This is a genomic window from Pseudomonas juntendi (assembly GCF_021560075.1).
Taxonomy (GTDB): domain Bacteria; phylum Pseudomonadota; class Gammaproteobacteria; order Pseudomonadales; family Pseudomonadaceae; genus Aquipseudomonas; species Aquipseudomonas juntendi.
The window spans coordinates 2307349-2325528 of record NZ_CP091088.1 but is presented as its reverse complement, the minus strand read 5'-3'; the positions used below and the strand labels follow the sequence as shown (position 1 = coordinate 2325528).

Below are 18180 nucleotides of genomic sequence, written 5' to 3'. Positions count from 1 at the left end.
GAATCGGTTCGCTCAGGCCAGCTCAAGCTGCTGGCTGCGCGCGTACTGGCGCGCCAGGGCAAGCACGCAGACCAGCGAAAGGGTGGCGATCAGCGTGTAGAACACTGCCATCGGCCACCACTGCCCTGTGAAATGGTGGGCCAGCCAGGTGCCGATCAACGGGGTCAGGCCCCCGGCGATGGCGCCACACACCTGGTAGGCCAGGGAAATGGCGGTATAGCGCACACGGGTGTCGAACATGCCGCTGACGTAGCCTGCGATGACCGCGTAGAACGAGGCCATGCAAGCAGCGGCCAAGGCGATGCCGAGCACGATCAACGGGCCTTGGCCCGAGCTGACCAGGGTGAACATAGGGTAAGGCGAGGCCATGGCCAGCATGGCCACCAAGGCCAGAAAGCGAGTGGCGCCGAGCTTTTCCGACAGCCAGGCAGCCAAGGGCTGCACGCAAAACTGGATGATCGCCACGAAGAACAGGCACTCCAGGATCAGCGAGCGCTCCAGGTGCAGCTGCTGGGTGGTGTAGCTGATCATGAAGGTATTGGTGAAGTAGACCCCGGCAATGCCCAGGGTGTTGGCACCGATGCACAGCAACAGCGGGCGCCAGGCGCTGCGCAGCACCTCGAAGACCGGGGCCTGCTCCTTGCGCCGGGCCGTTTCTGCCTGCTCGCGGCTGGCGATGAACTCGGGCGACTCGTTCACCCCCAGGCGAATGGCCAGGCCGACCAACAGCAGCAAGGCGCTGGCCAGGAACGGCACGCGCCAACCCCAGCTCATCAGGTCTTCTTCCGGAAGGCGGGTGACCGCGCCAAAAGCCAGCAGTGACAGAATCAGGCCCGCCGGGCTGCCGAGCTGGGCGAACGAGGCGAAGAAGTTGCGCCGCCCTTTGGGGGCATGCTCGCCGGCCATCAGCACGGCCCCGCCCCACTCGCCGCCCACCGCAATGCCCTGGACGATGCGCAGAAGGACCAGCAGCACCGGCGCGCTGGCGCCGATTTGCGCATAGGTCGGCAACAGGCCGATGCACACCGTGACGATGCCCATCATCAGCAAGGTGATGACCAGCGATTTCTTGCGGCCGATACGGTCGCCCACATGGCCGAAGACGATTCCGCCCAGCGGCCGGGCGAAAAAGCCCACGGCGAAGGTGCCAAACGCTGCCATGGTGCTGAACAGGCTGTCATCGGAGGGGAAGAACAAGGCACCGAACACCAGGGCCGCGGCGGTGGCATAGATGTAAAAGTCGTACCATTCGATCATGGTACCGATGAAAGCGGCGGCAGCGGCACGGCGTGGCTGGGCGCAAGTGGCGGGCTTCATGGGGGCTCCTTTGCTTGTTGTTCTGGCAGGAGTGACGGGAATTCACGGTCGCGCTCTGACGGCGCTTGGCTTGTGGGCCTCGATGCCTATGATTTATCGGGCCAGGGCTATGATTAGTCAATTTTCTATTTATTATTCCAACTATTAACCCTGCTTATCATAGAGCCTTGCCATGTCTGACCGCCTGCTCAACGACCGCCTCGACTGGAACCTGCTGCGTACCTTCCGCGTCATTGGCCAGGAACTGTCAATCAGCCGCGCCGCTGCCCGCCTGCATCTCACCCAGCCGGCAGTCAGCCAGGCCTTGAAGCGCCTGGAAGAACAGCTTGGCCGCCAACTCATCGCCCGTCGTGGGCCGCGTTTCGTGCTGACCGAAATGGGCGAACAGCTGTTCCAGCTGGCCGGCGAGGTGTACGGGCAGATGTCGCAGATCGGCAGCCTGCTGGCGCAGCCCACCGACGAACTGGTGGGCAAGGTGCGCTTGCTGATGATCAGCCGCATCGTCAGCGACCGCTTCGACGACTTCCTGGCCGACTTCCATCGCCAACACCCACGGGTGGACCTGGAAATCGACGTGATGCGCAGCTCCGACATCGTCGCAGCCTTGCAAGAGAAAACTGCCAGCGCAGGCTTGAGCTTGAACCGGCGGGCCCAGCCCAGGCTGGAGCAACGGCTGTTCCTGCGCCAGCGTTACGCGTTCTTCTGTGGCAAGCACCATGCACTGTTCGGCCAGACCGAGGGCGACTTGCAGCGGGAGAACTTCGTCAGCTTCACCAGCGACCAGATTGGCGGCATGTTGTCGCCACTGACCATTTTCCGCGACCAGCAGGGCTTTGCCGGGCGCATCGTGGCCTCGTCACCCAGCCTTGAGGAAGTGCGCCGCCTGGTAATTGCCGGGTTCGGCATCGGCTGCCTGCCCGAGCACGTGGTAGCGCCGGATGTTGCAGCTGGGCTGCTGTGGAAGCTGCACCCGCTGGAGGGCATTGCCGATGTGGACATTCACCTGTTGTGGAACCGGGACCAGCGCTTCAGCCGGGCCGAACAGGTGTTCATCGAGGGGCTGCAACAGCGCCTTGACTGACCTGCAGCGCCATCACCGGCGCTGCCAAGCGCGCATCGCGCCGGTGGCCTTGGCCGCCTTGTAGTGCAACTTGGATCCGATCAGGGGAAAGGGTATGCTGACATATAGCTAAATGCCATCACCCAGGCCGGCGCGATGCCTGCCTTCAAGGACGAACCCTTTGCCCAGCCACCCTACCCGCCATACCATTGCCCGCCAGTGGCAATTGCTCAAGCTGCTGCCGGGGCGCCACCCGGGCGTGAGCTCCACTCACTTGCAACGTGCCCTGAGCAGCGTGGGCCACACCACCAGCAAGCGTACCGTAGAGCGCGACCTGGTCGAACTGGCCGCCCTGTTCCCGCTGCAATGCAACAGCAAGGGCATGCCCTATGGCTGGTACTGGCAACCGGGCCTGAGCCTGGAGCAAGCGCACCAGTTGCAACCCGACGCGCTATGCCCGGCGGCCCAAATGGAGCTGCGCGCTTGGGTTGATGACGCCCTTGCCCGGCGCCTGGAGCAGGCGCCGCTGTCGGCCGACATGCAACTGACCGCGCAAGGCGACGGTGGCGCTGTGCTGGTGGCCACGGTAGACGACAACCGGGCGCTGATGAGCTGGCTGCTGTCCCAGGCCGGCGCTATCCGCGTGCAGGCCCCCAAGGCGCTGCGCCTGGCCATGCTGGCGCAATTACGCCAGAGCCTGGCCCTGCACGAAACGGTTGGTTGAAACCATTGGCGGGCGCTACTGGCGCAGCCGCTCCAGCGCCTGCAGCACGAACGCGGTAGCGCGCTCCACCTGCCCTTCCCGGCAGGCGATACCCAACTGCCGCCACAGCCCGGGCCGCAGCGGCCGGTGGGCAATGCGCTGATCAAGCTCGGCGGCCTCCCCCTCCTGCGGCAGCAATGTCGCGCCATACCCGGCACCGACCAGCTTCTTGATGGCATCGTTGTAGTTCAGCTCGATACGCGGCTCGGGGTGCAACCCCGCCGCCGCAAACCACTCGTTAGTCACCCGCGACAGCTGGGTACTGCTGTCATTCAGGATCAACGCCCGTTGCGCCAGCCAGGCCGGCGTGACCTTGGCCGGGGGCTGCCAGTCGGCCGGCACGTAGGCCAGGATCGGGTCGCGCCGCCAGGGTGTTACGGCCAGCCCCTTGACCGCCACCTGCGGCAACGCCACCACCGCGACATCCAGGGTGCCCTCGCGCAAACGCGCCAGCGACGCTTGCGAAGTGAGCACCTGCACTTGCACATCGATCCCCGGATGCTCCACCCGCAAGGCGGCCAACGCCTGTGGCAGCAGGTGGGCGATGGCCCCGGTCGAGGCCCCCAGGCGTACCCGGCCGCTCAGGCCCTGCACCTGGCGGCGAACTTCGTCCAACGCCAGGTCCGCGTCGGCCAGCAAGCGGCGGGCGCGGGCCAGCAGCGTTTCACCGATGGCCGTGGGCCGTACCTGGCCGCGGGTACGGTTGAGCAACGGGGCGCCGACGCGCGCCTCCAGCTCGGCCACGTGCAGGCTGATGGTGGGCGGCGCCAGGTTGAGCTGGCGAGCCGCCTCGGCAAATGAACCCAGGTCGCTGATGACCACCAGCGTACGCAGGCGGTCGAGGCTGATTTCGCGCATGGTCGCTGCGGCTTCCTCACAAAACAAAGACTGACGGCTGAATGCCAAGGCAGCTTTCAGGGGCAGGTTCACCGCCAAAAGGCAAGCACACAATTCAGAAAAGCTGAATGTGATGGTCATGATATTCAAATTTTCTTTAGCAACGCCACCCGCGAACATAGGCCATCCCCTCCCCAACCCGGACCCCGACCATGCATACCCCTGTTGTCTTCATCGACGGCGACCAAGGCACCACCGGCCTGCAGATCCACGCTCGCCTCCAAGGCCGCTGCGACTTGCGCCTGCTGACCCTGCCCGAAGCCGAACGCAAAGACCCTCAACGGCGTGGCGAGGCGATCAACAGCGCCGACATCGCCCTGCTGTGCCTGCCCGATGCCGCCGCGCGCGAAGCGGTGGCCGCCATCCACAACCCGCAGGTGCGGGTGATCGACGCCAGCTCGGCACACCGCACCAGCCCAGGCTGGGTGTATGGCCTGCCCGAACTGGACCCGCACCAAGCCGAACGCATTGCCCAAAGCAAGCGCGTCAGCAACCCCGGCTGCTACCCCACGGGCGCCATCGCGTTGCTGCGCCCGCTGGTCAAGGCCGGCCTGCTGCCTGCCGATTACCCGCTGAACATCCACGCCATTTCCGGCTACTCCGGCGGCGGCCGCGCGGCGGTAGAACGGCATGAACAGCCCGCTGCCGACAAAGCCCCGGCCTTGCAGCTGTACGGCCTGGACCTGGCGCACAAGCATGTGCCCGAGATCCAGCAGCACGCCGGGCTCTCGGCACGGCCCCTGTTCATGCCTGGCTACGGCGCCTACCGCCAGGGCATCGTGCTGAGCATCCCGCTGCAATTGCGCCTGCTGCCCGGGCAGGTCAGCGCCGAACAGCTGCAAGCCTGCCTGGAACAGCATTACCAGGGAGCCCGCCATGTTCAGGTAATGCCCCTGCACCAACAAGGTGGCGCGGCCAACCTCGACCCTGAAGCCCTGAACGACAGCAACGACCTGCGCCTGGCGCTGTACGCCAACCCTGAACACGGCCAGGTGCTGCTCACCGCCATCTTCGACAACCTGGGCAAAGGCGCGTCGGGCGCGGCGGTGCAAAACCTGGACTTGATGCTCGGCGCACTACAGGCACGCGGCTGATGGGTCAAAACCGGTTAGACTGTACAGCCCGCGCCCTCCCGGTGCGGGCTGTACAGTCCAACCGCCGGAGCCTGCCCCCCGATGTTCATCCTGAGCCGCCTTGACAGCGTGCCGCCCGAGTCTTTCCAGAACCAGATCCGCGAGCTGGTGATTCACAACGTCGGTGAATTGAGCAGTGTCGCGATCACTGCAGACAACCCGCTGTACCCGCTGTACCAGTACGGCGTCGGCATGGAGGTGCACCAGTACCTGCAAGCCCTGGACGGCACTCGCGGCCTGGCCGTGGCACTGACCCTGGCACTGGATGCCGAAGCGCCTGACCAGTTGTTGGGCTTTGCCTTGTCGCTACCCGCCGAGGACGATGAGCAGGCCTGTGCCCTGGCATTCATGGCCGTACGCGCCAGCCATCGGCGCCAGGGCATCGCCCGGGCGCTGCTGGGCGACCTGCAGGCGCGCCATGCCTGCGTCGAGCTGAACGCCTTCGCCAACCAGGTACCGTGGTTCGAAGCCATGGTTATGCAGGTGGTGGCCGCCAAGGGTCCGCAGGTGCTGATGAGCAGCACCGGCCAGGCCAGCGGGGCACTGATCGGCCGCCTGGACATCGCCCCCATCTACCAGACCGCCGAGGTGCTGCAGATTCATACCTACCTGCTCAACCAGCAAGGCGAGGATGCGATGATCGAAGCGGAGCAGATGCGCGACGAGCGGCTGGACGCGCTGACCGCACAGGCGCAGGAGTGTGTGCGCCAGCGCCAGCACGTGCACTGATCGCACCGTCAAGCACAACGCTCAGGGCCGCACCGCTCAAGCTCGGCGCGGCGCGGCGGCTCAGCCATGCACCCAGCGCCGGTGCAGCCCGCGCGCCAGGGCATCGAGCAGAAAGCCCAGCACACCGATCAACAGCACCATGGCCATCAGCTCGGAGTACGCCAGGCGGTCGCGGGTATCGAGAATGAAATAGCCCAGCCCTGCACTGACGCCCAGCATTTCGCAGGGCACCAGCACGATCCACAAAATCCCGATGGCCAGGCGCACGCCCGTCAGCACATGGCCTATCACCCCCGGCACGATCACCTTGCACAAGGTTTCCCAGCGCGTGGCACTCAGGCTGCGGCTTAACTGCAGCCAGCGCGGGTCCAGTTGCCGCACCCCGGCGGCGGTGTTGAGCAGGATCGGCCACAACGCAGCGAACGCCAGCAAAAAGTAGATCGGCTGGTCACCCACGCCCATCAGCATCACCACCACCGGCATCCACGACAACGGCGAGATCATGCGCAGGAACTGGAATGCCGGCGTGGTCGCCGCCTCCAGGTGCCGGTAGCTACCTACCAGCAACCCCAACGGCACACCGATCAGCAACGCCAGCAACAAACCCACCAGGATGCGCTTGAGGCTGACCCAGATATGCCCGTAGACCTCGCCCTGCCCCAACAGCTCGACCAGGCTGGCCAACGTGGCCTGCGGTGCAAACCGGGCCGACAGGCCATCGGCCTGGCCGAACACGGCGACCCCGGCCCACCACAGTGCCAGCAAGCCCAGCAAGCCGGCCAGACCAAGCCCGGCATGTACCACGTGCGTACGCATCAGACGGCGAACTCCTCGCTGCGCTCGTAGTTGTCGGCTATGCCGAACACCGACGGCCCGCCCACGGCGGCAATGGCGTTACGCACGAAGCGGTCATCCACCAGGTCGCGGGCAGTCTGCGCCGGGTCCAGGCCGGCGAGGAACGCGTGGTCACCTTCGATCAGGGTGTGCTGCAAGCGCTTGACCAGTGCTTCGGTGTAGCTCGGGAACGGGTAAGGCTGGAAATCGATGCGCTTTTCGTCCCACTGCTGGTGGCGAATGGCGCCGCTGGCGATATAGCCGGCACGGTCCTCGGCCGCCGGGGCAAGGACCTTGGCCAGCACCGCCGGGTCATGGGGCGTGTACTTGTTGGCGCCAGCACGCGACAGCAAGGCTGCTGCTTCAGCGCGGTGGTCGCGGGTCCAGTGCTGGGCCTTGACGATGGCATTGACCACCTTCTGCGACCACTCGGGGCGGTTGTCGAGGTCGTGTTCGTGCATGAACACCACGCAGCAGGCATGGTTGCGCCAGACATCGCCCGTGAAGCGCTGCACGCGGCCAACCTTGAGGTTCTCGGCCAGGGCGTTGAACGGCTCGGCGACGATGTAACCGGCTATGCGCTTGCTGGCCAGGGCCGGTGGCATGTCGGAGGGCGGCAACACCAGCAGGTTCACTTCATTGTCTGCCAATGCCGCACTGGCCGGCTTCGACACCGGTGTCAGGCCGTTGTCGTTGAGCATCTGCTGCAGCACGACGTTATGGATCGAGTACCAGAAAGGTATGGCCACGGTCTTGCCACCCAACTGCTTCATGTCTGTGATGTCGGGGGCGACGGTCAGGCCCGAACCGCCCACGTGGTTCCACGCCACCACCTTGGCCGGCACCTTGCTGGCATAGCGCGCCCACACGGTCATTGGCGACAGCAGGTGAATGACGTTCACCTGGCCAGAGATGAACGCCTCGATCACCTATGCCCAGCTGCGCAGCAATACCGGGCGTTCGGCCTTGATACCCTCGGCTTCGAACAGGCCGTTGTTGTGCGCCACCAGCAAGGGCGTGGCGTCGGTGATCGGCAGGTAGCCGATACGTACCGGCGCGTCCGGCTCGGCAGCGGCGCGGGCCTGCAGGCTCGACAGCAACGGCAGTGCACCGGCGGCGGTGAGCATGGCGCCCAGCTTGAGAAAATCACGTCGTGAAGACGAGGAACAGCAGTCATCCATGCACATGGGCAGCCTCCGAGGCCTGGGGGGTTGGGGTGGGTTCGACCGTGCGGCTTGCTCGCCGGAGCGTCTTGAGGATTTCAATGCGCAGGGCGCCCAGTTCTTCTACCCGCTGCGTGCGCGGCTGCGGCAGGCCGATGTGCCACTGGCCGAGGATGTGCGCTGGATGGTCGCCCAGCAGCAGCACACGGTCGGACAGCAACAGGGCTTCGTCGATATCGTGGGTGATCAGCACCGCCGCCGTGTTGTGGGTGGCGATCAATTGCAGCAGCAATTGCTGCATGTCGGCACGGGTGACTTCATCCAGCGCGCCGAACGGTTCGTCGAGCAACAGCACTTCCGGCTGCCGTGCCAGGCAACGGGCCAGCGCGGTCCGCTGGGCCATGCCGCCAGACAGCTGCGCCGGGTAGTGGCTGCGGGCGTGGCCCAGGCCCACGGCGGCGATAGCGTGGTCGATACGTGCACGGCGTTCGGCAGCCGCCAGCTTGGGCTGGCGGGCGAAGTCCAGGCCGAAGGCGACGTTTTTCTCCAGGCTCAGCCAAGGCAGCAGGCTGGGGTCCTGGAAGGCTACCGCCAGGCGCGGGTGTGGGCCCTGCAGCGGCTGGCCATGCAGCCGCACGCTGCCACCACCCGGCTGCTGCAGGCCGGCCAATACCCGCAACAGGCTGGACTTGCCAACGCCGCTGGGGCCCAGAATGCTCACCACCTCGCCGCGCCCCAACTGCAGGTCGAACTGCGCCAGCACTTGCTGCCAGCCGCCCTCGCCCGGGTAGCCCAGGCTGATGTCAAGGGCTTCGAGCAACATTGCACTCATGCGGCGCCTGCCTGGCGGTGCAGCTCGGCCCGCAGTTGCACCAGGCTGGGCGTGACGATCGGCACGAACGCCGATTCGCGCCAGCGGCGGGCAAAACCTTCGCCATACTCGTTGAGGTAGGCTTTGCCACCACTGGCCTGCAATTCCAGTTGCACCGCGTCGGCGGCACTTTCGGCCAGGGTGATGCGCAGCTTGAACAAGGCCGCCGGTTGTTGCAGGAAGCGGCCGTCGAGCAAACCTTGCTTGAGTTCGCTGACGGTATTCTCCAGGCGCTCGCTGAGCACCTGGCGGGCTTCGTCCAGGAATGAGGCACGCCCCTGCAGGTGGGCCTGCACTTCGTTCAGTGCCCGGCGCGCCAGGCCAATGGCCATGCCGCACTGCAACCCCAGGAAGGCCGGGCGTACCTGCGGCAGGAACACGCGGGCATTGTCGTGCAGCAACCAGTCACGTGCCAGCGGCACCTGGTGGAAGGCCAAGGCAGCGGTGTTGCTCGACTGCAAGCCCATCAGTTGCAAGTCGTCGGAACGATGCAGGCCCTGGGCATCCGAAGGAATGGCCAGTACGAACGGAGCACCGCCCGCGTCGTCCTCGATGGCCGCCGCTACCACGAACCCACTCTTGCGCAGGTTGGTCACCCAGTGCAGGCGGCCCTCCAGGTGCCAGCCATCGCCCGCCGGGCGGCCGCGCACTTGCAGGGCTTCGATGCCAGAGAGGAACTTCATGGCATTGGACAGGCCGGTGGCACCGGCCAGCTCGCCGGCCAGCAGCTGTGGCAGCAAGCGCGCGCGCAGCGGCTGGTTGGGGCTTTGCAACAGGTACTCGATAAAGGCGCGCTGGCCCCAACACACGAAAGCGGCAGCCAGCGAGCGGCTGGCAATGGCAGCGATGGCCTCGACGGCGTCGGTCACCTGCCCGCCCGTACCGCCCAGGGCCGGGTCGACGCCCACGCGCAGCAGTTGCGATTCGGCAATTTGCGCCAGCACGTGCTGCGGCTCGCACAGGCCCCGATCTATGGCCTCGGCATTGGCATCCAGCCACTGTCGAAATGCACAATCCTGCATGGTCTTGCTCCTTTGAGAACGCCGGGCCGCCTGGCGGCCCCTTTGCGGCACATGGCCGCTCCTACAACTACCGCTGTACCGCCGCTAGCAGGGGCAGATCATGCAGTGGGCTGCCAGCGGTACTTGCCAAGCTCGTCATTGAGCGGCGTTTGGGCGAACACATTAGCAAAGTTGCACAGGGTTGCGAGGCTCACGCCAAGAATCACTTCCAGCGCATTGCCTTCGCTGAAGCCGGCATCCCGGAATGCCTGGTAGGTGGCCTGGCTCACATTGCCGCGGGTCGCGATCACTTCACGGGCGAAGGCGGCCAGGGCTTCGTAACGGGCATTGGGCAGCTCGCCGCGGGCCCGCAGGGCATCGACCACCTCCTGCGGCAGCTTGGCCTTGTTCAACGCCACGGCGGTGTGCCCCGCCACACAGAAATCACAGCCATGCTGGGTGGCGGCAATCAGTTGCACCACTTCGCGGTCGGCCAGGCTCAGGTCGGACTTGCCGTTCAATGCCGAAACGGTCACGTAGGTTTCCAGTGCCGCTGGCGCGTTGGCCAGCACGCCGAGCAGGTTGGGGATGAAGCCCGAATTCTTCTGCGCGTTCTCAAGGAACGGGCGCGCTGCTTCCGGGGCGCTTTCCAGGGTGTGTAAGGTAATGCGCGAGGACATGGAGTGGTCTCCCTGATGGATGTCACTACAGTCTGGTGGTTATAAGAAGTACCCTCCATATTCATCAGTCGCCTTTCCTTGCTCCTGAGTCTTTGCATTAGATGATTTCGTCCGCCGCGCTCGTCGATTGGTTATTAGAAGGCCTGGAGCTGGATGCCAGCCTGTTTCATGTCGGCCGCTACTGTGGCGGCTGGCACGCCAGCACCCAGGGTATGGGCCGTGCCAGCTTCCACTTGGTGGTGCAGGGCGATTGCTGGCTGCACCTCGACGGCCAGGCGCAGCCGGTGTGCCTGAAAAAAGGCGACGCCGTGTTCCTGTTGCGCGACCTGGGTTATCGCCTGTCCAGCGACCAGGACGCGGCAGGCGCCTGTGCGCAACCGCGTCAAACCATGCAGGCGCTGGACGGCGACGCCAGCGATGGGGTCGGCCTGGTCTGTGGCTTCTTCCGTTTCCAGTCGGGTTTGTCTTCGCTGATTGTCGAGGGCCTGGCCGACTGGATCCTGCTGCGTGCCGAAGACCCCGCCGGGAGCGCGGCGGGGGCGTTGTTCGGGCTTATCCTGGACGAATGCCAACGCCAAACCGGGCCTTCGCAAACCTTTCTGGAGCGCCTGACGCACTTGCTCTTTCTGTATGCACTGCGCCAGCAAGTGCATGCCGGGCAGCCCCTGGGCGGGCTGATCGCGCTTGCTCGGCAGCCGGCGTTCGCCGGGTTGCTCGAGCAACTGATCGAGCAACCCGGCCAAGCCTGGACACTGGAGAGCATGGCGGCCTGCACCGGGTTGTCGCGCTCGGCTTTCTTCAAACGCTTCAGCGAGCTGGCCGGGCAGTCGCCAGGCCAAGTGCTGCTGGCGTTGCGTATGCGCCATGCTTGCCGGTTGCTGCAGGCGGGCAACACGGTGGAGCAAGTGGGTGCACAGGTGGGGTACCAATCGGTGGCCGCTTTTACCCGGGCCTTCGCCAAGGCAGTAGGCATACAGCCAGGGGCCTACCGGCGCGGCCACGAAGGGCGTTAAGCGGCTCTACTGCGCCGCAAGCCGGCTTGCGAGGCGCCACGTTGAAGCTGATTTCCCGGATAAAACCGACAATTTTCCTTGGGTTTATCAGCAGATCCCGTAACTTGAATGCCTGTTCAAGAATGATGGCCATATGGCATCATCGCATCCAAAAACAGTAAAGAGGGTGAGATCTACAACCGACTTTGCGGTGCATCCGGAGCCTGGCGCCACTGCGGTGACACCGGTAGCCGCCTGCGTTCTCGAGGCCTGCACGCCACCATCAAGGAGTACTTCATGCAGTTGAGGAATTTGAAGATCGGCATTCGCGCAGCATGCGCATTCACCCTGTTGGGCGTTCTGGTGCTGATGATGGGCCTGATCGCACTTTACGAAACCCGGCAGATGGACAGCGCTACGGACGAGATCCGGGTGACCTGGATGCCGGCAGTGGTAGCCCTCAGTGGAATCAGCACCGACCTGGGCCGCGCCCGCGCCCTTACGTTACGTGCCGCGCTCGACGACAACAGCGATGATCGCAAGCGCAACCTGCAGATGCTGGACAGCATCAACATCGAGCTTTCCAAGGGCTTGAAGCATTACGCTGGCATGGTGGCTGCCACCGATGACCAAAACCTGTTCAACGCTTTCATGACTGCCCATCAGCAGTATTCCGACGTACAGGGGCGTGTGCTGCAGGGGCTCACCAGCGGGCGGATGGACGACGCCAGGCAACTGATCAGCGGGCCGCTGACCCAAAGCGCCGATAGCATGATGCAGGCCATGACCGCGCTGATTGCCTACAACGGCACAAGTGCCGAGCAAGCCTCGCAGCGCAGCAGCGATGTGGCTGACGAAGCGTTCCAGGCGCTGATAGGCGCGCTGTTGGTGATTGTGCTGGCGCTTGCCGCCATCGCCACCCTGCTCACCCGCAGTATCGTGCGGCCGTTGGCCGAGGCCGTGGCCGTGGCTGAACGCGTGGCCACCGGCGACCTGACTCGCGAAATCCAGGTGGTGGGCCGCGACGAGCCGGCCTTGCTACTGCGCGCGTTGAGCCGCATGCAGACCAGCCTGCGCGACACCATTCGGCAAATAGCCGCCTCGTCCGACCAGCTGGCCTCGGCGTCCGAAGAGCTGCACACCGTCACCGAAGACACCAGCCGCGGCTTGCACCAGCAAAGTGCCGAAATCGACCAGGCGGCTACGGCCGTCAACCAGATGACCGCGGCGGTCGAAGAAGTGGCCAACAATGCGGTGAGCACCGCAGACGCCTCCAGAGGTGCCGACCAGACTACCCGCGATGGCCGCGACCGGGTCAACCAGGCGCTGGCCTCCATCCAGCATCTGGTGGCGGACGTGACCGGCACTTCCAGCGAAATCGAACAGCTGGCCAGCAATGCCAACGAGATCAGCCGGGTGCTGGATGTGATCGGTGCAATTGCCGGGCAGACCAACCTGCTGGCGCTCAACGCCGCCATCGAAGCCGCCCGCGCCGGTGAGGCAGGCCGTGGCTTTGCGGTGGTGGCGGACGAAGTTCGTGCCCTCGCCCACCGTACCCAGCAGTCGACGGCCGAAATCGAGCAGATGATTGCCGGGATCCAGAACGGCACCGAGCGCGCGGTGACCGCGATGCACAGCAGCCAGGGGCGTGCCACGGGCACGCTGGAAGTGGCCGAGGGCGCCGGGCAGGCGCTGGAGGTGATTGCCGAAGCGATGGCCTCGATCAACCAGCGTAACCTGGTGATAGCCAGTGCCTCGGAACAACAGGCGCAGGTGGCCCGTGAGGTGGACCGCAACCTGGTGAATATCCGTGACCTGGCCATGCAGACCTCGGCGGGGGCCAACCAGACCAGTGCGGCAGCGCAGGACCTGTCGCGCCTTGCCGTGGACCTGAATGGCATGGTGGCAAAGTTCAAGGTCTGATCTGAGATAGCCGGGGCCGCATCGCGGCCCATCGCAGGCAAGCCAGCTCCCACAGGGATCGCCTTAGGGCTGACAGGTGTTTGCCACAAGGTATGGCAGCGCCTGTTAGAGCGAGCGCCGCCCGCGCGGCGCAATCGCGAGCTGCGCTCGCTCCTACGTTTGTTTCGGGCCAATTATTCCTGTGGGATTCGCGCGCGAACGCCTTGGTGCATGCCTCAATATCGCGCCGTACAAACAAGGCGGCCGCGCGCGCCTGTCACAGGCGTTACTGGCCCGAAACAAACGAGCGAGCGCAGCTCGCGATGCGCCGCGCGGGCGGCGCTCGCTCTAACAGGCGCTGCATACCTTGTGGCAAACACCTTCAGCCCTGATGCGATCCCTGTGGGCTGGCTTGAACTGCGATGGGCTGCGAAGCAGCCCCTGTTGCAGCCACACGTGACTATCAGTCGTTCACACTCAAAACCCGCCCCGCCTTCTCGCCAGCCTTGCTGCGCGTGGCCAGGCAGTAGTACAGCGGCACCGTCACCAGCAAGCCGAACAGCCAGGACAGGTCGGCGCCTTCGACCAGGTTGGAGTACGGCCCGACATACAGCGAGGTATTGGCAAACGGCAGCTGCACCAGGATGCCGCAGGCATAGGCAACAATTGCATGGTGATTGAAACGGCCATAGATGCCGCCGTCGGCACTGAAGATCGAGGCGATGTCGTACTGGCCCTTCTTGATCAGGTAGAAGTCGATCAGGTTGATCGAGGCCCACGGCACCAGCACCACCAGCAGCGCCAGGATCAGGCCGATGAACTGGCCGATGAAATCTGCCGAGGCGTTCAGCGCGACCATACCGCAGCCCAGCAGTATGACCGAGGCCAGGATCACCCGAACCTTTACGCTGGGGGTCCACTGGGCAACGAAGGTCTGGATTGCAGTCACGATCGACAACACCGCGCCATACAGGTTGAGGGCGTTGTGGCTGATGATGTTGAGCAGGAACAGCACCATCAGGATCGGCCCCAGCCAGCCGGTGGCCTGCTTCACCGCGTCCATCGCATCGGTGCCTTGCGGCACGCACAGCACCGCCACCGCACCAAAGCTGAAGCACAAGATGGTGCCCAGGGTAGCGCCGAAATAAGTCGCCCAGAACGGCTTGGCAATGCCGACTTCACGCGGCAGGTAGCGTGAGTAGTCGGAGGTGTACGGCGAGAAGCTGATCTGCCAGATCACACCCAGCGAGACGGTGGCGATGAAGCCCGACAGGTTGAAGGCGCCGCGGCTGAAGAAATCGGCAGGCAGGTCCTGGATGAACATCATGATGAAGCCGGCCAGCAGTGCCGAGCCCATCACCCAGGTGCCGATACGGTTGAGGATGTGGATGAAACGGTAGCCGACCACGCCGATGGCGGTGGCGCTCAAGGCGCCGATCACGATCGCCCCTGGCACCGGCACGCTCGGGCTGATGCCGTGGATGGTCTTGCCGGCCAACACGATGTTGGAAATGAAGAAGCCAACATAGATCAACGCCGTGAAGAACACGATCAGCAAGGCGCCATAGCGGCCGAACTGGCCACGGCTCTGCACCATCTGCGGAATGCCCAACTGCGGTCCCTGCGCAGAGGCCAGGGCGATGACCACGCCCCCGACAAGATGGCCCAGCACGATGGCCACCAGCCCCCACAACAGGTTCAGGTGGAACACCTGTACCACCATGGCACCGGTGACGATCGGCAGTGGCGCAATGTTGGTGCTGAACCAGAGGGTGAACAGGTCGCGCGCCTTCCCATGGCGCTCGGCAGGTGGCACATAATCGACCGTGTGATTCTCGACAAACTGGTGTTGCGACGACGGTTGGGACATGGTTTTCAGCTCGAAAGGTCGTTTTTATCGTTGTAAGGAAACCGCGTCTAGGCGGCCTCTCAGCTGCAGACCATATTATGGTATTCCAAATTTTTGACAACACTGATCCGCACGAAAAAGCGGCCACTGTTCTGCTTGAAAAACCCCTTCGACAAACCACCACACCGAGCAAAGCCCCGTATTCCGTGGCCTTGCGCCGCTCATCGTGAAAATGTGCGGCTGAAAATTCTGCTTGCAAAATAGGTATTACGGTATACCATCAGACACATCAACGATAAAAACCGCGGACCACCGCAGCCTTTTAGAGGTAAACCCGATGATCGACGCAACCGTCTACAAGAACGTCCTGGGCTCCTTCCCGTCCGGCGTTACCGTCATCACCACCCTGGACGACGACGGCTCGGTCGTCGGCCTGACTGCCAGCGCATTTTCCTCCCTGTCGATGGAGCCGCCGCTGGTGCTGTTCTGCCCCAACTACAGCTCCGACTCCTACCCGGTACTGATCAAGCAAAAGCGCTTCGCCATTCACCTGCTCTCGGGTGAGCAGCAGGCACACGCCTATGCGTTCGCCAAGAAAGGCAAAGACAAGGCCAACGGTATCGAGTGGACCCTCAGCGAGCTGGGCAACCCGATCCTGGCCGGCGCCACGGCGGTCATCGAGTGCGAGCTGTGGCGCGAATACGAAGGTGGCGACCACGCCATCATGGTCGGCAAGGTGCACAACCTGATCGTTCCAGCCCAGGCGCCGCGGCCGATGGTGTACTGCCGCGGCAAGATGGCCAGCCTGCCGGCCTTGGCCTGAAGCCCATTGTGAATCGAGACAGCTGGCGCCCCCCTGCCTGGCGCCAGCCCCTTTCAAGCGTTGAGGAAAGCCCCATGAAATTTTCGTTGTTCGTACACATGGAACGTTGGGATGAACAGGTCAGCCACCGCCAGTTGTTCGAAGACCTGACCGAACTGACCCTGATGGCCGAAGACGGCGGTTTCAGCACCGTGTGGATCGGCGAACACCACGCCATGGAATACACCATTTCGCCAAGCCCGATGCCATTGCTGGCGTACCTGGCGGCACGCACCGAAAAGATCCGCCTGGGTGCCGGCACCATCATTGCGCCGTTCTGGAACCCGATTCGCGTGGCAGGTGAATGTGCCCTGCTCGACGTGATCAGCAACGGCCGCATGGAAGTGGGCCTGGCCCGTGGCGCGTACCAGTTCGAATTCGACCGCATGGCCGGTGGCATGCCGGCCACCGACGGCGGCAAGGCCCTGCGCGAGATGGTGCCGGTGGTGCGCAATCTCTGGGAAGGTGACTATGCCCATGACGGCGAAGTCTACAAATTCCCCACTTCCACCAGCGTACCGAAGCCGTTCAACGCTACGCCACCCATGTGGATCGCCGCCCGCGACCCGGACTCGCACAACTTTGCCGTGGCCAACGGCTGCAACGTCATGGTCACGCCGCTGATGAAGGGCGACGAAGAAGTACTCGACCTGAAGAACAAGTTCCAGGCCGCCCTGGACAACAACCCCGACGTACCGCGCCCGCAATTGATGGTGCTGCGCCACACCCACGTGCACAGCCCGGCCGAGCCGGACGGCTGGAAGGTCGGCGCCCAGGCCATTTCACGCTTCTACCGCACCTTCGATGCCTGGTTCGGCAACAAGACCACCCCGGTCAACGGCTTCCTGGAGCCAAGCCCGGAGTCCAAGTTTGCCGAAGTGCCGGCGTTCCAGCTGGAGAACATCCGCAAGAACACCATGATCGGCACCCCGGAAGAGATCATCGCGCGTATCCGCTATTACCAGGAGCTGGGTGTCGACGAGTTCAGCTTCTGGTGCGACAACAGCCTGCCCCACGCCGAGAAGAAGAAGTCCCTCGAACTGTTCATCAAGGAAGTGGTACCGGCGTTCGCCTGAATTCCCATTGCCTGAAACATTGCGGGACACAGCCCGCTCCCGTAGGCCCATGCGGCTTGCGCGAGCGGGCTTTTTTAGCGGCAAGCTGCAAGCTGCAAGCTGCAAGCTGCAAGCTGCAAGCTGCAAGCAAAAGCAAAAGCAAAAGCAAAAGCAAAAGCAAAAGCAAAAGCAAAAGCAAAAGCAAAAGCAAAAGCAAAAGCAAAAGCAGATCTGCTTTCGACTTTCGACTTTCGACTTTCGACTTTCGACTTTCGACTTTCGACTTTCGACTTTCGACTTGCAGCCTCCCGCCCCCCCGCAAGAGAAATTTCCCCCCCCCTCTTGCACAACAAATATTATGGTATACCATCAGACAACAAGAGCTGATAACCCTCACCAGGAGCCACCCATGAGTTTCGAAATCCGCAAGATCGTCACCTACTCCGAAGAGACCCGCATCGAAGGCGGCAAGGCCACCGACAAGCCGGTGACCATGGTCGGCCTGGCCGTGGTGATCAAGAACCCATGGGCCGGTCGCGGTTTCGTTGAAGATCTGAAGCCGGAAATCCGCGCCAACTGCTCGGAGCTGGGCGCGCTGATGGTCGAGCGCCTGACTGCCGCCATTGGTGGTGCCGACAAGATCGAGGCCTACGGCAAGGCCGCCGTGGTGGGTGCCGATGGCGAAATCGAGCACGCTTCGGCGGTGATCCACACCCTGCGCTTTGGCAACCACTACCGCGAAGCGGTACAGGCCAAGAGCTACCTGAGCTTCACCAACAAACGTGGTGGCCCAGGCACCTCGATCCAGATCCCGATGATGCAGAAAGACGACGAGGGCCTGCGCTCGCACTACATCACCCTGGAGATGCAGATCGAAGACGCACCGCGTGCCGATGAAATCGTCGTGGTGCTGGGCGCTGCAGACGGCGGCCGCCTGCACCCGCGCATCGGCAACCGCTACATCGACCTGGAAGAACTGGCTGCCGAAAAAGCCAGCGCTCAATAACAACAACCAAGACGGGCCGGGGCGTGGCGTGCTTACCCGCCGCGCCCGACCTTCAAGGAGCGCCCT

The 18180-nt window shown here is 63.9% G+C and carries 16 protein-coding genes and 1 pseudogene; 9 read left to right on the top strand and 8 right to left on the bottom strand.

The features are described from left to right. Window positions 1-12: 12 nt before the first annotated feature. Window positions 13-1317, bottom strand: coding sequence for an MFS transporter (locus L1P09_RS10735; protein ID WP_054903806.1), 1305 nt, complete (start codon window positions 1315-1317; stop codon window positions 13-15). Window positions 1318-1489: 172 nt separating this feature from the next. On the opposite strand from L1P09_RS10735, the gene L1P09_RS10730 reads away from it, so the two are divergent. Continuing rightward, window positions 1490-2398 (top strand): LysR family transcriptional regulator, encoded by a 909-nt coding sequence (locus tag L1P09_RS10730; protein ID WP_235768800.1) that lies wholly within the window; start codon window positions 1490-1492, stop codon window positions 2396-2398. A 160-nt stretch (window positions 2399-2558) separates the two neighbouring features. Next, window positions 2559-3101: a WYL domain-containing transcriptional regulator gene (locus tag L1P09_RS10725; protein ID WP_235768799.1), complete on the top strand. Its 543-nt coding sequence runs from the start codon at window positions 2559-2561 to the stop codon at window positions 3099-3101. Between the two features lie 15 nt (window positions 3102-3116). Here the strand turns inward: L1P09_RS10725 and L1P09_RS10720 are convergent, their stop codons facing one another. Next, window positions 3117-3998 (bottom strand): LysR family transcriptional regulator, encoded by an 882-nt coding sequence (locus tag L1P09_RS10720; RefSeq protein ID WP_192439950.1) that lies wholly within the window; start codon window positions 3996-3998, stop codon window positions 3117-3119. Window positions 3999-4189: 191 nt separating this feature from the next. On the opposite strand from L1P09_RS10720, the gene argC reads away from it, so the two are divergent. Further along, window positions 4190-5131, top strand: coding sequence for an N-acetyl-gamma-glutamyl-phosphate reductase (argC, locus tag L1P09_RS10715; protein WP_054903802.1), 942 nt, complete (start codon window positions 4190-4192; stop codon window positions 5129-5131). A gap of 81 nt (window positions 5132-5212) precedes the next feature. Next, complete coding sequence (locus L1P09_RS10710) at window positions 5213-5899, top strand: GNAT family N-acetyltransferase (protein ID WP_235768798.1); 687 nt, start codon at window positions 5213-5215, stop codon at window positions 5897-5899. A gap of 60 nt (window positions 5900-5959) precedes the next feature. Here the strand turns inward: L1P09_RS10710 and L1P09_RS10705 are convergent, their stop codons facing one another. From L1P09_RS10705 to L1P09_RS10685, 5 genes and pseudogenes are all read right to left on the bottom strand, one after another. Continuing rightward, on the bottom strand, window positions 5960-6715 hold the full coding sequence (locus L1P09_RS10705) for an ABC transporter permease (RefSeq protein ID WP_009685594.1): 756 nt from the start codon (window positions 6713-6715) through the stop codon (window positions 5960-5962). After that, window positions 6715-7920, bottom strand: a pseudogene (locus L1P09_RS10700) (ABC transporter substrate-binding protein). Before L1P09_RS10700 ends, L1P09_RS10705 begins: the two are co-directional and overlap by 1 nt. Then, a complete protein-coding gene (locus L1P09_RS10695; protein WP_192439948.1) occupies window positions 7907-8728 on the bottom strand; it encodes an ABC transporter ATP-binding protein in 822 nt (273 codons plus the stop codon). The pseudogene L1P09_RS10700 and the gene L1P09_RS10695 overlap by 14 nt, the downstream one beginning before the upstream one ends. Further along, window positions 8725-9789 (bottom strand): acyl-CoA dehydrogenase family protein, encoded by a 1065-nt coding sequence (locus tag L1P09_RS10690; protein WP_192439947.1) that lies wholly within the window; start codon window positions 9787-9789, stop codon window positions 8725-8727. Before L1P09_RS10690 ends, L1P09_RS10695 begins: the two co-directional genes overlap by 4 nt. A gap of 98 nt (window positions 9790-9887) precedes the next feature. Then, a complete protein-coding gene (locus L1P09_RS10685) occupies window positions 9888-10448 on the bottom strand; it encodes a carboxymuconolactone decarboxylase family protein (protein WP_009685599.1) in 561 nt (186 codons plus the stop codon). A gap of 101 nt (window positions 10449-10549) precedes the next feature. Between L1P09_RS10685 and L1P09_RS10680 the strand changes: the two genes are divergently transcribed. Both L1P09_RS10680 and L1P09_RS10675 read left to right on the top strand, forming a co-directional pair. Continuing rightward, window positions 10550-11461 carry an AraC family transcriptional regulator gene (locus tag L1P09_RS10680; RefSeq protein ID WP_054903796.1) on the top strand — a complete coding sequence of 304 codons (912 nt, stop codon included), beginning with the start codon at window positions 10550-10552 and terminating at the stop codon, window positions 11459-11461. Between the two features lie 276 nt (window positions 11462-11737). Beyond that, entirely contained in the window at window positions 11738-13363 is a 1626-nt protein-coding gene (locus L1P09_RS10675; RefSeq protein ID WP_054903795.1) for a methyl-accepting chemotaxis protein, read from the top strand. A 442-nt stretch (window positions 13364-13805) separates the two neighbouring features. On the opposite strand, the gene L1P09_RS10670 is transcribed toward L1P09_RS10675, so the two are convergent. Further along, window positions 13806-15212 carry a purine-cytosine permease family protein gene (locus tag L1P09_RS10670; RefSeq protein WP_235768797.1) on the bottom strand — a complete coding sequence of 469 codons (1407 nt, stop codon included), beginning with the start codon at window positions 15210-15212 and terminating at the stop codon, window positions 13806-13808. A gap of 316 nt (window positions 15213-15528) precedes the next feature. Between L1P09_RS10670 and L1P09_RS10665 the strand changes: the two genes are divergently transcribed. The 3 genes from L1P09_RS10665 (at window position 15529) to L1P09_RS10655 (ending at window position 18114) form a co-directional block, all read left to right on the top strand. Beyond that, the gene (locus L1P09_RS10665; protein ID WP_009683734.1) at window positions 15529-16014 is read left to right on the top strand and encodes a flavin reductase family protein; all 486 of its coding nucleotides are present in this window, start codon (window positions 15529-15531) and stop codon (window positions 16012-16014) included. A 74-nt stretch (window positions 16015-16088) separates the two neighbouring features. Further along, window positions 16089-17129 carry an LLM class flavin-dependent oxidoreductase gene (locus L1P09_RS10660; RefSeq protein ID WP_235768796.1) on the top strand — a complete coding sequence of 347 codons (1041 nt, stop codon included), beginning with the start codon at window positions 16089-16091 and terminating at the stop codon, window positions 17127-17129. Between the two features lie 388 nt (window positions 17130-17517). Further along, a complete protein-coding gene (locus tag L1P09_RS10655; protein WP_029613156.1) occupies window positions 17518-18114 on the top strand; it encodes an amino acid synthesis family protein in 597 nt (198 codons plus the stop codon). The last annotated feature ends 66 nt before the right edge of the window (window positions 18115-18180 follow it).

Coding starts and splice junctions, on each gene's coding strand:
- L1P09_RS10670 (WP_235768797.1), bottom strand. CDS start 15,212: ATGTCCCAACCGTCGTCGCAACACCAGTTTGTCGAGAATCACACGGTC.
- L1P09_RS10735 (WP_054903806.1), bottom strand. CDS start 1,317: ATGAAGCCCGCCACTTGCGCCCAGCCACGCCGTGCCGCTGCCGCCGCT.
- L1P09_RS10710 (WP_235768798.1), top strand. CDS start 5,213: ATGTTCATCCTGAGCCGCCTTGACAGCGTGCCGCCCGAGTCTTTCCAG.
- argC (WP_054903802.1), top strand. CDS start 4,190: ATGCATACCCCTGTTGTCTTCATCGACGGCGACCAAGGCACCACCGGC.
- L1P09_RS10685 (WP_009685599.1), bottom strand. CDS start 10,448: ATGTCCTCGCGCATTACCTTACACACCCTGGAAAGCGCCCCGGAAGCA.
- L1P09_RS10695 (WP_192439948.1), bottom strand. CDS start 8,728: ATGAGTGCAATGTTGCTCGAAGCCCTTGACATCAGCCTGGGCTACCCG.
- L1P09_RS10665 (WP_009683734.1), top strand. CDS start 15,529: ATGATCGACGCAACCGTCTACAAGAACGTCCTGGGCTCCTTCCCGTCC.
- L1P09_RS10655 (WP_029613156.1), top strand. CDS start 17,518: ATGAGTTTCGAAATCCGCAAGATCGTCACCTACTCCGAAGAGACCCGC.
- L1P09_RS10660 (WP_235768796.1), top strand. CDS start 16,089: ATGAAATTTTCGTTGTTCGTACACATGGAACGTTGGGATGAACAGGTC.
- L1P09_RS10730 (WP_235768800.1), top strand. CDS start 1,490: ATGTCTGACCGCCTGCTCAACGACCGCCTCGACTGGAACCTGCTGCGT.
- L1P09_RS10705 (WP_009685594.1), bottom strand. CDS start 6,715: ATGCGTACGCACGTGGTACATGCCGGGCTTGGTCTGGCCGGCTTGCTG.
- L1P09_RS10690 (WP_192439947.1), bottom strand. CDS start 9,789: ATGCAGGATTGTGCATTTCGACAGTGGCTGGATGCCAATGCCGAGGCC.
- L1P09_RS10720 (WP_192439950.1), bottom strand. CDS start 3,998: ATGCGCGAAATCAGCCTCGACCGCCTGCGTACGCTGGTGGTCATCAGC.
- L1P09_RS10680 (WP_054903796.1), top strand. CDS start 10,550: ATGATTTCGTCCGCCGCGCTCGTCGATTGGTTATTAGAAGGCCTGGAG.
- L1P09_RS10675 (WP_054903795.1), top strand. CDS start 11,738: ATGCAGTTGAGGAATTTGAAGATCGGCATTCGCGCAGCATGCGCATTC.